Source organism: Rufibacter sp. JT20002 (assembly GCF_056491185.1).
Genome location: NZ_JBSZJY010000005.1, coordinates 165,519 through 183,275, shown reverse-complemented (window position 1 = coordinate 183,275; position 17,757 = coordinate 165,519). Strand labels below are relative to the sequence as shown.

Annotated in this window: 11 protein-coding genes; 10 read left to right on the top strand and 1 reads right to left on the bottom strand. The window is 51.9% G+C overall.

Annotated elements, in window-relative coordinates:
- Positions 1-203 precede the first annotated feature (203 nt).
- The 10 genes from ilvD to ACW9SV_RS20185 all read left to right on the top strand — a co-directional run bounded on the left by ilvD (position 204) and on the right by ACW9SV_RS20185 (position 17,058).
- On the top strand, positions 204-1,925 hold the full coding sequence (ilvD, locus tag ACW9SV_RS20230; protein ID WP_479558589.1) for a dihydroxy-acid dehydratase: 1,722 nt from the start codon (positions 204-206) through the stop codon (positions 1,923-1,925).
- A complete protein-coding gene (ilvB, locus tag ACW9SV_RS20225; protein WP_479558588.1) occupies positions 1,888-3,621 on the top strand; it encodes a biosynthetic-type acetolactate synthase large subunit in 1,734 nt (577 codons plus the stop codon). Before ilvD ends, ilvB begins: the two co-directional genes overlap by 38 nt.
- 21 nt (positions 3,622-3,642) lie before the next feature.
- Entirely contained in the window at positions 3,643-4,251 is a 609-nt protein-coding gene (gene ilvN, locus ACW9SV_RS20220; RefSeq protein WP_479558587.1) for an acetolactate synthase small subunit, read from the top strand.
- Between the two features lie 101 nt (positions 4,252-4,352).
- Entirely contained in the window at positions 4,353-5,414 is a 1,062-nt protein-coding gene (gene ilvC, locus ACW9SV_RS20215) for a ketol-acid reductoisomerase (protein WP_479558586.1), read from the top strand.
- A gap of 133 nt (positions 5,415-5,547) precedes the next feature.
- Complete coding sequence (gene ilvA / locus ACW9SV_RS20210; RefSeq protein WP_479558585.1) at positions 5,548-6,819, top strand: threonine ammonia-lyase IlvA; 1,272 nt, start codon at positions 5,548-5,550, stop codon at positions 6,817-6,819.
- A 735-nt stretch (positions 6,820-7,554) separates the two neighbouring features.
- Positions 7,555-10,914, top strand: coding sequence for a SusC/RagA family TonB-linked outer membrane protein (locus ACW9SV_RS20205; protein WP_479558584.1), 3,360 nt, complete (start codon positions 7,555-7,557; stop codon positions 10,912-10,914).
- A 90-nt stretch (positions 10,915-11,004) separates the two neighbouring features.
- A complete protein-coding gene (locus ACW9SV_RS20200) occupies positions 11,005-12,444 on the top strand; it encodes a SusD/RagB family nutrient-binding outer membrane lipoprotein (protein ID WP_479558583.1) in 1,440 nt (479 codons plus the stop codon).
- Between the two features lie 111 nt (positions 12,445-12,555).
- A complete protein-coding gene (locus tag ACW9SV_RS20195) occupies positions 12,556-13,599 on the top strand; it encodes a glycerophosphodiester phosphodiesterase (protein WP_479558582.1) in 1,044 nt (347 codons plus the stop codon).
- 254 nt (positions 13,600-13,853) lie between these two features.
- Entirely contained in the window at positions 13,854-15,350 is a 1,497-nt protein-coding gene (locus tag ACW9SV_RS20190; RefSeq protein WP_479558581.1) for a calcineurin-like phosphoesterase C-terminal domain-containing protein, read from the top strand.
- 172 nt (positions 15,351-15,522) lie between these two features.
- Positions 15,523-17,058, top strand: a complete 1,536-nt coding sequence (locus ACW9SV_RS20185; protein WP_479558580.1) for an ATP-binding cassette domain-containing protein — start codon at positions 15,523-15,525, stop codon at positions 17,056-17,058.
- Between the two features lie 24 nt (positions 17,059-17,082).
- Here ACW9SV_RS20185 and ACW9SV_RS20180 read toward each other — a convergent pair whose 3' ends face one another.
- Complete coding sequence (locus tag ACW9SV_RS20180; protein WP_479558579.1) at positions 17,083-17,718, bottom strand: hypothetical protein; 636 nt, start codon at positions 17,716-17,718, stop codon at positions 17,083-17,085.
- Between the last annotated feature and the right edge of the window lie 39 nt (positions 17,719-17,757).

Genomic DNA, 17,757 nt, shown 5'->3' with positions numbered 1-17,757 from the left:
GAGGCCTGTTTTGCAGAAAACAGGCTTAAAACAAAACCAGACAGATAGATGCGACACCGGTCGGTCATTCTTCTTTTCGTCATTATTCCTCTGCCGCAAGGTGGGTAGGAACGGCCTCTTACAACCATACAGAGCCTTTCTCACCACCCGGTAGAAAGGCTCTTTTTTTGCAAAAACACCTTAGAAACACCGCATTACAAACCATGGCTTTAAATAAATACAGCAGCATCTACACCAAAGACGACAGCCTGCCGGCTTCCCAGGCTATGCTCATCGGTTCGGGTATTCCGGAAGCCGATCTGCGCAAACCGTTTGTGGGCATCTGCTCCACGGGCTTTGAGGGAAACACCTGTAATATGCACCTCAATGGTTTGGCCGATGCCGTGAAAATGGGCGTGCAGGCCAATGGCATGGTAGGGCTCCGTTTCAACACCATTGGCGTGAGCGACGGCATCACCAACGGCAATGCCGGGATGCGCTTCTCGCTGGTCTCCAGAGAGCTGATCGCTGACTCTATTGAAGCCATGGCCGGTGCGCATTACTATGATGCCGTAGCTACTGTGGTAGGCTGCGACAAAAACATGCCGGGTGCCTTGATCGCCATGGCGCGCCTGAACCGTCCGTCACTGATGGTGTACGGCGGGACCATCAAAGGAGGGGAGTACAAAGGCCAAAAGCTGAACATTGTGTCATGCTTTGAGGCCTACGGTAAAAAATTGAACGGTGCTATCTCTGACGAAGATTACAGAGGGATTATCAGGAACGCGTGTCCGGGTCCGGGTGCTTGTGGTGGCATGTACACCGCTAACACCATGGCCGCAGCTATTGAGACTCTGGGTATGAGCCTTCCGTTCTCTTCGTCCTCCACAGCGGTAAGCGCCGAGAAAAACCAGGAAGCCCTGGATGCCGGAGCCTACATCCTGCAACTGTTAGAAAAAGACATTAAGCCCCGCGACATTCTGGTGCGCGAGGCATTTGAGAATGCCTTGGTCATGATTACCGTATTGGGAGGTTCTACCAATGCTGTGCTTCACCTGATCGCCATTGCTCACGCAGCCGGCGTGAAACTGACCATGGAAGATTTCCAGGAGGTAAGTAACCGGGTTCCGGTACTCGCCGACCTAAAACCAAGTGGCAAATACTTGATGGAAGACCTTTCCGCTTTAGGGGGAGTGCCCGCCGTGCAGAAGACCTTGTTGGAAGCCGGTTTGCTCAAAGGCGATTTAATGACGGTTACTGGTAAAACACTTGCCGAAAACTTGGCAGACGTGAAACATTTGGGCGAGGAACAGGACCTGTTAAGACCACTTTCCAATCCCATTAAAGCAGACGGGCATATACAGATCTTGTATGGCAACCTGGCCAGCAAAGGCGCGGTGGCGAAAATCTCCGGGAAAGAAGGCCTCCGGTTTGAAGGCCCTGCCATTGTCTTTAACTCAGAGGAAGAACTGAATGAGGGCATTACAGCAGGCAAGATTCAACCCGGCCAGGTGGTAGTGATTCGCTACGTGGGCCCTAAAGGCGGACCAGGCATGCCGGAAATGCTAAAACCAACTTCCGCGATCATGGGTGCTGGCTTAGGTGATAAAGTAGCCCTCATCACGGACGGAAGGTTCTCTGGTGGTACGCACGGGTTCGTCATCGGCCACGTCTGTCCAGAAGCCTATGATGGCGGAACCATTGCCCTGGTAGAAAACGGCGACTGGATTGTGCTGGATGCCACTACCAATACCATAGATGTGCAGCTAGACGATGCTGAGTTAGCCCTTAGAAGAAGCCAATGGGAAAGACCCAAGCCCAATGTGCAAGGAGGAGTGCTATTGAAATATATCAGAACAGTAAGTGATGCCAGCCACGGTTGTATCACCGATTTACAGGAAGAAGCCTATGTTAACGCAAGAGAAACAAGCCCCAGCCTTGCCTGAAACAGACACCATGATTAGCGGTAGTCAGGCGCTGCTGCACGCCCTTTCCGTGGAAGGGGTGGACACGATCTTTGGCTATCCCGGTGGCGCTATCATGCCCATCTACGATGCCCTGTTCGATTTCCCCGGCAACATGAAGCACGTGCTGGTACGCCACGAACAAGGCGGTATCCACGCGGGCCAGGGCTATGCCCGCTCCTCCGGCAAAGTAGGCGTGGTGTTCGCCACTAGCGGTCCCGGCGCCACCAACCTCATCACCGGTCTTGCCGATGCCCTCATTGACAGCACGCCGCTGGTGTGCATCACGGGCCAGGTGTTCGCGCACCTGCTGGGTACCGATGCTTTCCAGGAAGCTGACGTGATCGGTATCACCACTCCGGTGACCAAGTGGAACTACCAGGTAACCGATGCCACGGAGATTCCTGAGGTATTGGCTAAGGCGTTTCATATTGCCAGCACCGGCCGACCCGGTCCGGTTTTAATTGACATCACCAAGAACGCCCAGTTGCAGAAGTTTGCTTTCAAGGGTTATGAAAGATGCGTGCATATCCGCAGCTACCGGCCTAAGCCAATTGTGCGAAAAGAATATATAGAACGCGCCGCGGAACTGATCAACAGGGCCAAAAAGCCTTTCGTGCTATGGGGGCAGGGCGTGATGCTGGGCTCAGCGGAGCAGGAGTTCCGGGAGTTTCTGGAGAAATCCGGTATTCCGGCGGCCTGGACCATCATGGGTGCCGGTGCCTTGCCTTCTGACCACCCGCAGAACGTGGGCATGTTGGGCATGCACGGCAACTACGGCCCCAACGTGATGACGAACGAGTGCGATGTCTTGATCGCCATTGGCATGCGCTTTGATGACCGCGTGACGGGCCGTTTGGACAAATACGCCAAACAAGCCAAGATCATCCACCTGGACATTGACCCCGCCGAGATTGACAAAAATGTGAAAACCACCGTGCCGGTGTGGGGCGATTGCAAAGAAACCTTGCCGTTGCTGACCCAACTGGTGGAAGCCAAACAGCACACCGAGTGGCTGGAGAAGTTCCGGGAGTTTGAGCAGCGGGAAATCGACGCGGTCATCCGGGAAGAACTGTTCCCGAGCTCCGGCGAGATGACCATGGGCGAGGTGATTCAGCAATTAAATGAATTGACCAAAGGCGAAGCCATTGTAGTAAGCGATGTAGGGCAGCATCAAATGGTGGCTTGCCGTTATGCTAAACTGAACCATACCCGCAGCAACATTACCAGCGGCGGATTAGGAACCATGGGCTTCGCTTTGCCGGCTGCCATTGGCGCCAAATACGGAGCGCCTAACAGAACCGTGGTGGCCGTGATTGGCGACGGCGGTATCCAAATGACCATTCAGGAACTGGGCACCATCATGCAGAGCGGCGTGGACGTGAAAATCATGATCCTGAACAACCAGTTCCTGGGCATGGTGCGGCAGTGGCAGGAGCTTTTCCATGAGCGCCGCTACTCCTTCGTGGACATCCAAAGCCCCGATTACGTGCAGGTGGCCAAAGGTTACGGAATCTCCGGCCGCAGTGTGAACGAACGCGCCGACCTCACCGATGCCCTAAAAGAAATGCTGGCGCACCCCGGTTCCTATTTGTTGGAAGTAATGGTGACCAAAGAGAACAACGTGTTCCCCATGGTGCCGCAGGGCTGCAGCGTGAGCGAAATCAGATTGAAATAACGGTGCCTAACCAAACAGAATATGAGTGAGCAAGCGCCCATAGAAAAGCAGGAATACAACATCACGGTGTACACCGAGAACCATGTGGGGTTGCTGAACCGCATCGCCATGATTTTCACCCGCCGTAAGATCAATATTGATAGTCTGAACGTGTCGCCTAGTGAGATCGAAGGCATCCACCGCTTCAACATCGTAATCAACGAGACTGAGGAGGTGGTGAGCAAAATCGCCCGGCAGATTGAGAAGCAAGTGGAGGTTTTGAAGGTGTACTACAACACGAACGAAGACGTGATCTGGCAGGAAATGGCTCTCTACAAAGTGCCCACCGACATCATCGCTGAGAAAGCAAAGGTGGAACGCCTGCTCCGCGAGAACGGCGCTCGGGCGGTGGTGATCCGGAAGGACTACACCGTTTTTGAAACCACCGGCCACCGCGAAGAGACTGACAACCTGATCAAAGTCTTGCAGCCTTTCGGCTTGATTGAGTTTGTGCGCAGCGCCCGCATCGCCATTATCAAAGGCAGTGACGGCTTCAACCGCAAACTCCGCGAATTTGAACGCGCCGAGCCGGGCCAGGAAGCTATTGAAAACGAGTTCCTGAACAGCCGCGACAAAGTCTTTAGCATGTAAGCCTTCGGGCCTTCATCAGTTAAGTTTAGGGCTTGTTTTTAGGAAAACAGGCCAGAACCAACCTTAAGTAAATTAATTAATAACCAATAACAAACAGTACAATGGCAAAGATTAATTTCGGCGGTGTAGAAGAAACCGTTGTTACCCGCGAAGAATACCCGTTGGCAAAAGCCCTGGATTTTCTAAAGAATGAAACCATTGCCGTGATTGGCTACGGGGTGCAAGGCCCAGGTCAGGCATTGAACATGCGCGACAATGGCTTCAACGTAATTGTGGGCCAGCGCCAGGATTCTCCTTCTTGGGAGCGCGCAAAGCAAGATGGTTTTGAAGAAGGCGTTAGCTTGTTCTCCATTGAGGAAGCGGCCGAGCGCGGCACCATCATCTGCAACCTGTTGTCAGATGCCGGTCAGATTGCTGTTTGGCCAACCCTGAAAGAGAAACTCACTCCTGGTAAAACCCTGTATTTCTCCCACGGTTTCGGGATCACCTTCAAGGAGCAAACGAACATTGTGCCGCCGGCCGATGTGGACGTGATCTTAGTAGCGCCTAAAGGAAGCGGGACCAGCCTTCGTCGCCTATTCTTGGCTGGGGGTGGCTTGAACTCTTCGTTCGCCGTGTTCCAGGATGCCACGGGCAAGGCTTATGAGAAAGCTGTTGCCATGGGAATCGGGGTGGGATCAGGTTACCTTTTTGAGACCGATTTCCAGAAAGAAGTGTACTCTGACCTAACCGGTGAGCGTGGTGTGTTGATGGGTGCCTTAGCCGGTATCATCGAGGCGCAGTACCAAGTATTGCGTCAGCGCGGCCACTCGCCGTCTGAAGCCTTCAACGAGACCGTGGAAGAATTGACCCAAAGCCTGGTGCCGCTGGTAGGCGAGAACGGCATGGACTGGATGTTCAGCAACTGCTCGGTTACTGCCCAACGCGGCGCCCTTGACTGGAAAGGCAGATTCCGTGAGGCAACTCTTCCGGTTTTGAATGAACTCTATGACAGCGTAGCCTCTGGCAAAGAAGCCGAGCGTACCATTCAGCGTGGTTCTACTCCAGGCTACCGTCAGGAATTAGAAGCCGAACTGAAAGAAGTTCGCGAGTCAGAATTATGGCAAACCGGTGCCGTGGTGCGTCAGCTCCGCAGCAAAGCCGAAGTAGCCGAGGAAGTTTAATAAGAAGGTGATTTAAAAGATTCCTCTCTAGGAAATGATTCTCCCCTCGAGGGGAGAATCCAAAAATACCAATAACCTGTTTACAGGCTGGTTCTACTAAAACAGCCTGTAAACAGCCTTTTCACCCAATACCATGCAGAAAGAGACAGCTCCCCTGGAAACCGTTGTGGCGTTAGGGAACGTGGAGAAAGCCGCCAAGAACCTGAAAGGAGTCATTTACAAGACACCTTTGATGAAGAACCTGTGGCTTTCCCAAACCTACGGCGCCGACATTCACCTGAAGCGCGAAGACCTGCAGATTGTGCGTTCCTACAAGATCAGGGGGGCGTACAACAAGATGTCTACGCTGCCGCTGGAGGACCGCGAGAAGGAGATTGTTTGCTCCAGCGCTGGGAACCATGCCCAGGGCGTAGCCTATGCCTGTCAGCTGCTTGGGGTAAAAGGTTATATCTTCATGCCCGCCCAAACACCTGCTCAAAAAGTAAGCAAGGTGCGGCTGTTCGGGAAGGAGTGGGTAGAGGTGGTGCTCACCGGCGCTACGTATGACGACACCTTCAAAGCCGCCCGGGAATTCTGCGATGAACGAGGCAGTACCTTCATTCCGCCCTTTGATGACTTGGCTATTATTGAGGGACAGGCTACCGTGGGATTGGAAATTTTCAAGGACGCCGATTTCGCCATTGATTACCTGTTCATGCCCATTGGCGGGGGCGGGTTGGCCTCGGGTGTTTCCAGCGTGTTTAAACAATTGAGCCCCCAAACCAAACTCATCGGGGTACAGCCGCAAGGCGCGCCGTCTATGTACAACTCCATCAAAGAAAACCAACGCCAAGTGTTGACCAGCATTGACTCTTTTGTGGATGGGGCGGCGGTGAAATGCCCCGGCGAACTGACCTTTGAGATTTGCCGGGAGTTGCTAGACCAAGTAGTGCTGGTGCCCGAAGGCCAGATCTGCGAAGACATCCTGAAGATGTACAACGAGGAAGGGGTGGTACTGGAACCAGCCGGTACGCTAACCATTTCGGCGCTGAAAAGCTTTACAGAGGAAATCAAAGGCAAAAATGTGGTCTGCGTCATCAGCGGCAGTAACAATGATATCACCCGCATGGAGGATATCAAAGAGCGTGCCCTGCAGCACCAAGGCTTAAAGCACTACTTTATGGTGACCTTTAACCAGAAGCCCGGCGCGCTGCGCACCTTCGTGAACCGTGTGCTGCACCCCGAGGATGACATCATCCACTTTCAGTACATCAAGAAAAACAACAAAGAAAAAGGCCCCGTGTTCATTGGGGTGGAAGTAAAGCAGCCGCAGGATGTGGAGAACATCAAACTGCGGATGTTGGAGGAAGGCTTCGCCTATGAGTACCTCAACGGCAAGCAAGACTTCCTCAACCTATTTGTGTGAGCGTTAATTTTAGTTTGTTTATAGTTCGTTTCGTTTGTGTTGTGTAATGCCCCGCTCCCGCCATAGAGTGGGGCATTCTCATTTTAGGCCCTTCCGTCTTAACTCAATTTTTGGGAAAGGCACTGCACACGGAAGAGGAGTGAAACAACAACTTAAGCTCAGTTCTAAACCGCCAAGTTTACTTCATCATCTTCCTGCCTGTCGCACGCACATTCCGTCCCCCTTCAAAGGAGGTAGGGGGATGATCACTCTTCCAAATAGAGCATCAGGAGTATCTTTTATGGTTGCCTTTGTCTTGTAGGAAAGCTATAGGTTCTTGAAACGGCTTTGTGTCATCCCCCTACCCTCTTCAAAGGGGGACATTCAAATAATGCCTTTTTCTTTCTCTGCAAGAAAAAACCAAATTTGAGCATCATCATCCTCTCTCAGCAGCCTGACGCTTTTGGCCTGTTTTCCTAAAACTGACTATAAAACAGACCTTTATTCCCCTCTAAACATTGCGGTAACGAAAGGTTTACAATAAGGTAACGGCTCATTTGCCGCGTCTCAGAACCGGACAAACTACTTTTGAACAGCGAAAAAATGGTCTATGCTAAAAGGTGCCAAGGCACGCAGAGTAGACCGATGAATTCCTGAACAGACTCAAAAGTATACCTAATGCCTCCATCAGTTCTGGTGGTTTTTCAAACTTCTTACCCGCTCCCAGTCCGAATCCAATTTACCGTCAACTAAACCATGAGAAACCCTTTACTTCCTCCAAGTAAGAGTCAATTGCCTAAGAAGATGCTTCTCGGCTTTTCGTTGCTGGCGCTGGCGCCCCTGACAGAAGCGCGGCCGCTGCTCATTCCGCAAGTAGTTCAAAACATGCAGCAGGCCCCTGCCACGACATTGGTGCAGGCCTTTCCTGAAAGAAAAAGTAACCCAACCGGACAAACTAGTTTAATGCCCGTTTTGGCAAAAAACACCGGAAACCCGGCTTCGCAGCAAACCGAGCGGGTGAGCATCTCTGGTACGGTAACCTCCGCAGAACTGGGTACCATGCCTGGGGTGGTGATTACTTCCAACGGAACGGCTCTGGGCGCCACCAGCACCGACGGTTCTTTTACCATACAGGTACCTAAGGGCGCAGAAGTGGTGTTCTCGTTTGTAGGCTACACCTCGCTAAAAAGAACCTTCGCCCAGAACGAAACCAATGTCTCTATCTCTTTGGTGCAGGACAGCCAGCAACTGAATGAAGTGGTGGTAACTGCCTTGGGTATTAAGCGGGAGCAGAAAGCGCTGGGATACGCTACGCAGACGGTGACGAGCGAAGCCTTAACCGATGCCATGCCCAATAACTTCGCGCAGGCTTTGTCTGGGAAAGTAGCCGGTCTGAATTTGATTTCTCCGGGTTCGGGCCCCGTGAACTCCACCCGTATCAGCTTACGTGGCGATAACTCCCTGAACCCGGGCGGGAACAATGCCTTGATCGTGTTAGACGGGGTGCCGATGAGCAGCGATATGACCAGTTCTGGGGTAGACAACGCCTATGGCGCCGGTTCCGGAAATGATATTCCGGTGGACTTCGGGAACGGCATCGCCGACATCAACCCGAACGACATTGAAAGCATTACCGTCTTGAAAGGCCCCAGCGCCGCCGCCCTTTACGGAAGCCGCGCTGCGAACGGTGCCTTGATCATCACCACTAAATCTGGAAGTCGCAAAGACAAGGGCATTGGGGTTACGGTGAATACCAATATCAGCTTCAATGACGTGCTCAAATGGCCCGATTACCAATATGAATATGGTCAGGGAACCGGTAAATCCTTCAATGCCGCCGGGGAGCCTTATTACTCGTATGGCGCTTCGGCCGATGGAGCCAATACCGGGGGAACAAGCAGCGCCTTCGGACCGAAGTTCAATGGTCAGTCTTATTACCAGTATGATCCAACCCGCGAAGGGCAGTCGGCGGAAAGACAGCTTTGGAGACCGTACAAAGACAACATCAAAGGCTTCTTCAGAACCGGGTACACCCTCACCAACAATGTGGCTTTAGAGGGAGGGGGAGAGAATGGCTCGGTGCGGGCTTCCCTCACGCACTCTAAAAACGAGTGGATCATGCCAAACACCGGCTTTGAGCGTTTAACGGCTGCTTTGAGCATCAACCAAAACATCTCTAAAAGATTAAAGCTTTCGTCTAAAGTCAACTTCACCAACAAGAAGAGCGATAACCTGCCAGGCACAGGCTACAGCAACCAATCTATTGCCTACTTCATGATTTTCCAGAATCCTAACGTGGATCTCGCTTGGTATGAGCCAAGATGGAAAGCCGGGCAAGAGCAAGTGCAGCAGATTCACCCATTCAGTTCTTTCATAGACAACCCATATGTGATTGCCTATGAGATGACCAATTCCCTGAACAACTATTCTTTGGTGGGGAACCTGGCGGCGACCTATGAGTTCTCGCCCAAACTGGACATCATGGTGCGCTCTGGTATAGATTTAACTGCTGAGGACCGTGCCATGCGCCGCCCTTTCAACACGGCCAACTTCCCTTATGGCTATTTCAAGGAGCAGAACATTTTTGATTACGAGATTAACACAGACGCCTTGCTGACCTATAAAGAGCAGTTAGGAAGCAAGATTGACGTGAGAACCTCAGTGGGGGGTAACCTCAGAAACCAGCGGTACCGCGCCACGGATGGTGTGGTGGATGGATTAGTGATTCCGGGAGTTTACAAACTGTCAAACGGAATTGGCAACGCTATGATGACCACTCGTCACAGAAACCGGGAAGTGAACAGCTTGTACGCCTTGGCCGCTTTCTCTTATGAAGACAAGATCTTTGTAGACCTGACCGCCCGTAATGACTGGTCCAGCACGCTGCCAGTGCAAAACAGCTCGTTCTTCTATCCTTCTATAAGTACCAGCTTTATCTTAACCGATCTGTTCAGGCTGCCGACGGAGATCTCTTTTGCCAAGCTAAGGGTATCTGCCGCCCAGGTGGGAAGTGACACTGATCCGTACAGAACCAGAAAATACTACGGTCAAAGCGATTTCGCTGGCTCGGGCTCCGTGCCCACTACGCTCCACAACATCAACTTCAAGCCCGAGATCACTACCAGCTATGAGGCCGGCATGGAGTTTATGCTCTTCAATGGCCGTATTGGTTTAGATGCCACGGTGTACAGAAACTTCACCAAAAACCAGATTCTGGAGATTCCGGTTGACCCAACCACCGGATATACCCGGGCTGTCTTAAACGCGGGTAAAGTACGGAACCAAGGTTTGGAACTGGTCTTGAACGCCAAACCCATTGATTTGGCCAACTTCAAATGGAGATCAACGGTCACCTGGTCTAAAAACGATAACAAGGTGCTGCGACTGGCCGATGGCATTGAAGACCAGCAGGTGTTGGGCGTGGGTGGCAACGCCTCTATCATTGCCAAGGTGGGTGGTACCACGGGTGACATCTATGGTTTCGGGTTTGTCAGAAGCCCTGATGGTCAAATTGTGTATGACAACAGCGGTTTGCCCGCTTACCCAGACGAAGTTCAGTACATTGGCAACGCCTACGCCGATTGGAAAGGTGGTTTCCTGAACGAGGTTTCTTACAAGAATTTCCGGTTCAGCTTCCTGCTGGATGGTTCTTATGGTGGCATCATCTACTCCCAGACGCACCACAAAATGTCTGAGCAGGGCAAGCTGAAACACACCTTGATGGGCCGCGAAGAAGGATTCATCATTGGCGATGGCGTGGTGCTGAACGGTGACGGTACCTACACCCAGAATACCAAAAAAGTAAACCCCGCCGACTACTACACCCGGTATTACCGTCGCGCCAATGTGGAGTCCAACTCCTTTGACGCCTCTTACCTGAAACTGAGAGAAGTTCGTCTGGAGTACAACCTACCTCAATCGCTGTTGGCCAGAACCAGATTCTTCAACGGCGCCAGCATTGCCCTCTACGGCCGTGACCTGGCCATGCTCACCGACTTCCCGATTTTTGACCCAGAAACGGCTGCCCTGAACGGGAACAACATCATGCCGGGTATTGAAATGGGCCAGATGCCTTCTACCAGAACCATGGGCATGAACGTGACCCTTAAATTCTAAGCCAAAAACAGTTTAGTTTTCAACTCAACCTTTCAGAACTGCCGGTAGTCTACCCAGTCTATCGGCAGTTCTTCCAAAGAACTAAGAACCATGTTATCTATAAAGAAGACTTTTGTATTCCTCCTTGCCCTTGGTGCCCTCAACACTTCCTGTACCGATGATTTTGAAGAGGTAAACACAGACCCTAACCGCATTGAACAAATAAGCCCGGGTACCTTGCTGAACCCCATCCTCTATGAGATGAGCAGCTTCAACGCCAACCGGGCCGATGACTTCACCTTTGACCTCATGCAAGTGGCGCTTCCGTTCCCCAGTGCTTCGGGTGGTATTCACCGTTATGATGTCACAGAGAACTCCGGTAGCTCCACCTGGAACACCTACTACCGCTGGTTAACCAACATTAAGGAGATGCAGGCCGCGGCCGTGAAAGCCAATGACCCCAACTATGAGGCGGTAGCGCTTACCTTGAATGCCTGGGTATATTCACTGCTCACGGATAGCTTCGGCGATGTGCCCATGATGGAGGCTTCGCGCGGCGATGAGGGGATTCTGTATCCAACCTTTGACACGCAGCAGTCTATCTACACTAAGATTTTAGCCGATCTGGAAACTGCTAATGCAAAGTTTGATCCGGCTAAAACCATGATCTACGGCGATGATATCCTGTATCATAACAACGTGGCTAAGTGGAAGAAATTCTGCAACTCGCTGCGACTACGGTTACTGCTCAGAGTCTCCAAAAGAACGGAAACGAACGCCGTGGCTAAGATGACGGAGATCCTCAACAACCCCACCCAGTTTCCAGTATTCACGTCCAACGCCGATGCGGCCATTCTGCAGATCTCAGGAGTTCCGCCATTAATCTCTCCATGGGGACGGGCGGTTGACTTCAGAACGGGTCGGGCGGCATCATCTTTCTTCATTGATCACTTAAACGCCCTGAATGACCCCCGCCGAGCTAAATTCTTTACCCAAGCCACCTCCAAAGATGGTAGAACGCAGGTGGGGTACAAGGGAATACCTAGCGGCTACGAAGGAAGTGACACCCAGTTTGACTATGCTCCTTCCACCTTCAACGTTGCCCTGGTGACTGCTCCCATGATTACGGTGATCATGCCCTATGCCGAGGTGGAGTTCATCAAAGCAGAGTTGGCCCAGAAAGGCATCGTGACCGGTGATGCCCAAGCCGCCTATGAAAAAGGCGTAAAGGCCGCTATTGAACAGTGGGGCGCTGTGGTGCCCGCAGATTATTTCACCAATCCGGCAGCCGCGTACAATGGCACGTTGGAACAGATCATGCTGCAAAAGTACCTGGCCTTGTTCTTTGTGGATTATCAGCAGTGGTTTGAATACCGCCGCACGGGTTTACCGGTACTTCCCACCACCAATGCCATGATGAACAACAGGGTGGTGCCCGTGCGCTTCAGATACCCTACTACGGTGCAAACCAACAACGCCGAGAACTACAGAAAAGCCGTAGAAATGATGGGCGGCGATGACATTAATACCAAGGTTTGGTGGGAGAAATAAGCCTAAATTAACCTCTGGTGGCTATCTAAGCTTACCGTGCCTCTATCACCCTGGGCATGGTAAGCTTAGATTCTTTCCCTGTATGTAAGACCTCTTTTAACCAATCAGACTATGAGAATCGTAACACCCTGGAAGCTGCTTTTCTGTTTCTTGTTAGGGGTACACGCCAACGCCATGGCTCAATCGCAAATAACGCTTACTAACTTCACCTTTAAGCCCGGCTCAACGCAAGTGGGCCAGGTAGTAGTTCTGCCCCCTTCGATGAGTACAGCAAAGGTGAAGCTGGTAGGTACATCTGCTGCTACCTTCACCTTAGGCAAAGACAACTCCCTGAAAGCAAAGAAAGCCATCTCTGAACCATGGGTAGACGTGGTCTTGGCAGTAGAGCAGGGGCAAAGCACAATTCAGGATACCTTCCGGATTGTGAAAGACGAGTTTATCACTAACCAGGTCATTGCGCACCGGGGTGCCTGGAAAAACACCGGAGTTACTGAAAACTCCATTGGAGCCCTGCAGCACGCCATCCGGTTAGGCTGCGCGGGCAGCGAATTTGACGTGCACATGTCTTCAGACTCGGTTTTGTTTGTGCACCATGACCATGATGTGAACGGCATCCACATTGAAAAGACACCTGCCGCCGAACTATCCAAACTAAAGCTGCCTAACGGTGAGTATTTGCCTACGTTGGATTCGTATCTGCAAGCGGGACTCCACCAGAACAAAACCAAGCTGATCCTGGAGATCAAACCCTCCGCCATCAGCAAGGAGCGGGGCCAAGCCTTGGCGCGCAAAGTGGTGGAAACGGTGCAGAAACACAACGCCCAGGGTTGGGTAGACTACATCAGCTTTGACTATGCCATCTGCCGGAAAGTGCAGGAACTGGAGCCATCTGCTAAAGTAGCGTACCTCAACGGCGAGAAAGCCCCCGCCGAACTGGCCAAAGACAAGCTGTACGGGTTTGATTACAACCAAAGCGTTCTGAAGAAGAATCCCCACTGGATAGAAGAAGCCCACCAACTCGGCCTTACCGTTAACTCCTGGACCGTCAACTCCCCAGAAATGATGGACTGGCTTTTAGAACGCAAAGCTGATTTCATCACCACCAACGAACCTGAACTTCTGCTGGAAAAGGTAAAGAAGTTGGCTACTAAGTAAGCTGTGATTTTGGGTGAATTCCTTTAGTAAGGAGGAAACTGCTCCCATTGTTATATCCTTTCTCTATCACTAATTGTCATCCTGAAAGGACCTTGTGGGCAAGCTAGATAGACTTTGACTTCAAACACCATTGTAGCTTTAGGCCTGGATTCAATAAAACACCTCTAAACGGAGTCCCAGCAATCTCAGGTTGCCCCATTCTCTCTATCACTCATTCACACATTCTCTCAATCACTCATTCCCTCAATAATTACATGTTTAGAAGAAAATTCCTCCAGAGTATTGGCACCTTGGGCCTTGGGTTAACCTTGCCTATGGGGGCCGTGCAAGCGCAAACCACTCCAAAATCGGCTGACCAAAAAGTAAACTTGTCGCTCATCGCTATCAAGGGCAGGGTGCAGTCCGGTGGCAAGGGAATCCCCGGAGTAGTGGTTTCCGATGGTATCAACATGGTTGCCACCGATAATGCCGGAAAGTACACCCTGGAAAGCAACGCCACCGCCGAGTTTGTGTACATTTCCGTTCCCCGCGGCTACGCTATTCCGCAGGAGAAAGGAGTAGCGCAGTTCTTTAAACCGCTGCCCAAAGGCAAATCCAGCTTCACCGCCGATTTTGAACTGCAGAAACTGGCGCAGGACGACACCAACCACAACTTTGTAGTATGGGCCGATCCGCAGATGATCAACAAGAAAGACGCCGAAGAACTGGTGAACACCTCCGCTCCCGATTTGAAGAAACTAGTGGCCGGTTACAGCAAGGATACCCTCTTTCACGGCATTGGCTGCGGCGATTTGGTATGGGACAAATTTGAACTGTATGATGACTACAAGAAAGCTATCGAAATCTCAGGCATCCCGTTTTACCAGGTCATCGGTAACCATGACATGGACCTCACCGCCCGTACTGACGACGGCTCTGCTGACACTTTTAAGAAGCTATTCGGGCCCACGTACTACTCCTTTAACCGCGGGGAGTTGCATTACGTGGTGTTGGATGATGTTTTCTTCATAGGCACGGCCAAACGCTACATTGGCTATCTCACCGAGAAGCAGTTACAGTGGCTGGAGCAGGATTTGTCTTATGTGAAGCCGGGCAGCATGGTGGTGGTCTCGGTGCATATTCCGGTGAACAGCGGGGAGAAAAGACGCATGAAACTCAAAGACGAGTCGCTGGGCGGGGTGGTGTCTAACCGCAATGAACTGTACCGCCTTCTGAAGCCTTACCAAGCGCACATCATGTCAGGCCACACGCACATCTGCGAGAAAGTGATAGAGGGCGACATTATTGAACACACGCACGGAGCCGTTTGCGGTGCCTGGTGGACGGGACCCATCTGCACCGATGGCTCGCCTAGTGGCTACGGCGTGTACGAGGTGAACGGCTCGGAGATGAAGTGGTACTATAAATCGGTGGGCCATGACCGCGATCACCAGTTCAGGATCTACCCGAAAGGCACCGTGAAGGATCGCCCCGAGGAAGTGGTAGTCAACGTCTGGAATTGGGACCCGGAATGGAAAGTAACCTGGTTTGAGGATGGGGTGCGCAAAGGCGACATGAAACAGGAGATGGGCCTAGACCCGCTTTCGGTGCAGCTGCACGCCGGCCCAGATTTACCGGCCAAGCACAAATTCGTGGACCCTACCATGACCGACCATTTGTTCTGGGCCAAACCCTCTTCGGGCGCCAAGCAAATCAAGATTGAAGTCACCGACCGGTTTGGAAAGGTGTACACACAGCAACAGGCGGTTTAGGTACCGTTAAGGTTTAACATCGGGCTAAAGCAGGTGCGTAGGGCATAGCTTTAGCCCGATGTTTTTTTGGGCCCGATTTCCAGAATTCAGGCTTGAAACATTGAAAAGCAGAAAAGGCTAGGTTAGGCGGGGCAAACCTCTTATTTTAGAGGAATTACCATTGCCAACCTTCATGTCTTCGCCTTTCCTTTCTCTCCGTAACGTGACGGTTCGTCACCTCAACCATACCATTTTCCAGGATCTTACTTTTGAGGTGCAACCCGGTGAGCAGTGGGCGCTGGTGGGCGAGAGTGGCTCGGGGAAAAGCAGTTTGCTCAAGGCCATTGCCGGGAACCTGAGCGTGCTGGGCGGGCAGGTTCGATACGGGTTTTATGAGGAGTTTCTGGAAAATCAAGCAGCCCCGGATATCTTCTTCTCCTTCCGCAATCTGCTGGCAATGGTAGGGCAGAAGCACGCTTTCAAAAACTTCTCTTCCAATACCCACGACTTTTACTACCAACAACGCTACCATTCCACCGAGGCAGAAGACGCGCCTACCGTGGAAGAATACCTGACCTCGGTACAGCCAACCGGCGGGTCGCCTTCTGGGTGGACGTATGACAAGGTAATCACCTCTTTTCGGCTGACCGAATTGCTGCAGAAGCAACTGATCAAGCTTTCTAACGGGGAAACCAAACGGTTGCTCATGGCAGCCGCCCTGCTCCAGAACCCCAAACTGCTCCTCCTGGATATGCCGCTGACGGGATTGGATGTAGAAACCCGCGCCACCTTCAACTCTCTTCTTACAGAAATCACCTCTTCGTGTGTAACGGTGATCCTGGCCACCGCAGCGCATGAAATTCCGGAGGTGATCACGCACGTGGCCTACCTGGAAAATGGCCGCATTTTATCGGCCCAACCCAAGGCAGCATTTGAAATACAGAAAACAGAAGACCAATCCAAAGATGCTTTTGACGCAGAATTACTGACGCACTTGCTGGCCGGGGCAGAAGTGCCGAGTTTCTCCATCATTGCCGAGCTGAAAAATGTAACGGTGACCTACGGCGAGAAGACGGTGCTGGATGGGGTGAACTGGCAAGTCCGGCAGGGCGACCGTTGGGCGCTTCTGGGTCATAATGGCGCCGGAAAAACCACCCTGCTGAGTCTGCTCAACGGTGATAATCCACAGGCGTTCTCCAAGGATATCACCCTTTTTGACCGCAGGCGCGGTACCGGCGAAACCATATGGGACATTAAAAAGAAGATAGGGTTTGTTTCCCCGGAGTTGTTTCAATTTTTCCCGTACCAGCAGAGTTGCCTGCAAGTGGTGGAATCTGGCTTGTACGACACGCTGGGGCTTTTCAGGAAAAGTCAACCCCAGAATGCCGCCAAGGCTAGGCAGTGGTTGGAATTATTGGGGATTGCCGGGGAGGCGCAAAAATCGCTTCGGAGGGTATCTGCCAGTACGCAGCGGCTTTGTCTTCTAGCCCGTGCCTTAATCAAGCATCCGCCGCTATTGATTCTGGATGAACCTTGTCAGGGAATGGACGCCCAGCAACAAGAGCGTTTCAAGCAGATAGTAGACGCGATCTGTGCCAGCAGCAGCAGCACGCTCATCTATGTGACCCACTATCCAGAGGAAATCCCGGCCTGCGTGACCAAGGTGTTTAAACTGGAAAAGGGGAGGGTGGTTAATGAGGCAGAGAATGCTGGGCAAGTGTTAAGCTAGCCAAGGTAAAGGCTCTAATCGCCTTTACGCTTTTCCTTCCTCTAAATGCACGTAATAACGGGTGATTTTATCCCATTGCAAGGCTTGGAAGCCAGCCCAACCACCTTCTGAGATCAGCGTGTTCAGGATAGGGCGATCTCCGGCCTGTTCACCTGAGTTGTTTGGTTTCTCATCGCGGCCTATTTCCATGCCCATGATTTTGGTGCCCTCGCGTACTACCCTAAACGTACTGGTGGCTTCATCAGTGAAGAAGTGCTTTACTTCATCTCCGTCGGTCTCATCTTTCTGCGCTTCTGGTTTAGGGCAGGGACGTACCACAAATTGGGCCGCGTCTTCTTCGTCAATTACTTCCACCACGGTGACCCAGTTCTCAATCAAAGTGGCGGGCAAGATGATCTGCATGAAATCGCCTACCTGTACTTTGGTGGCATCAGACGGGTGGCCTTGTTTGTCATACAGCTGGAACGTGGAGTTGATGCCCGTCAGCGAAGACCAGCCATTTACGTTGAAGAGTTTCTGCTTGCTCCGGGTGAATTCCTGGCGGGCAGTGGTTTCATCTGGGTACGTGTTCTCGTTGTAAAAGAACTTGTCCTTGGCGTCCTCTCCCTTTAGTACTTCCCACTCTTTTTTGATCTTATCCAGAAAATCGGTGATAGCCATGACGCTCCTTTTGGTTGGTAAAAGTGTGTTTACCAAGAG

What these genes read in the sequence shown, in the direction of transcription:
- ilvD (WP_479558589.1), top strand. Translation starts at nt 204, where the DNA reads ATGGCTTTAAATAAATACAGCAGCATCTACACCAAAGACGACAGCCTG.
- ilvB (WP_479558588.1), top strand. Translation starts at nt 1,888, where the DNA reads ATGTTAACGCAAGAGAAACAAGCCCCAGCCTTGCCTGAAACAGACACC.
- ilvN (WP_479558587.1), top strand. Translation starts at nt 3,643, where the DNA reads ATGAGTGAGCAAGCGCCCATAGAAAAGCAGGAATACAACATCACGGTG.
- ilvC (WP_479558586.1), top strand. Translation starts at nt 4,353, where the DNA reads ATGGCAAAGATTAATTTCGGCGGTGTAGAAGAAACCGTTGTTACCCGC.
- ilvA (WP_479558585.1), top strand. Translation starts at nt 5,548, where the DNA reads ATGCAGAAAGAGACAGCTCCCCTGGAAACCGTTGTGGCGTTAGGGAAC.
- ACW9SV_RS20205 (WP_479558584.1), top strand. Translation starts at nt 7,555, where the DNA reads ATGAGAAACCCTTTACTTCCTCCAAGTAAGAGTCAATTGCCTAAGAAG.
- ACW9SV_RS20200 (WP_479558583.1), top strand. Translation starts at nt 11,005, where the DNA reads ATGTTATCTATAAAGAAGACTTTTGTATTCCTCCTTGCCCTTGGTGCC.
- ACW9SV_RS20195 (WP_479558582.1), top strand. Translation starts at nt 12,556, where the DNA reads ATGAGAATCGTAACACCCTGGAAGCTGCTTTTCTGTTTCTTGTTAGGG.
- ACW9SV_RS20190 (WP_479558581.1), top strand. Translation starts at nt 13,854, where the DNA reads ATGTTTAGAAGAAAATTCCTCCAGAGTATTGGCACCTTGGGCCTTGGG.
- ACW9SV_RS20185 (WP_479558580.1), top strand. Translation starts at nt 15,523, where the DNA reads ATGTCTTCGCCTTTCCTTTCTCTCCGTAACGTGACGGTTCGTCACCTC.
- ACW9SV_RS20180 (WP_479558579.1), bottom strand. Translation starts at nt 17,718, where the DNA reads ATGGCTATCACCGATTTTCTGGATAAGATCAAAAAAGAGTGGGAAGTA.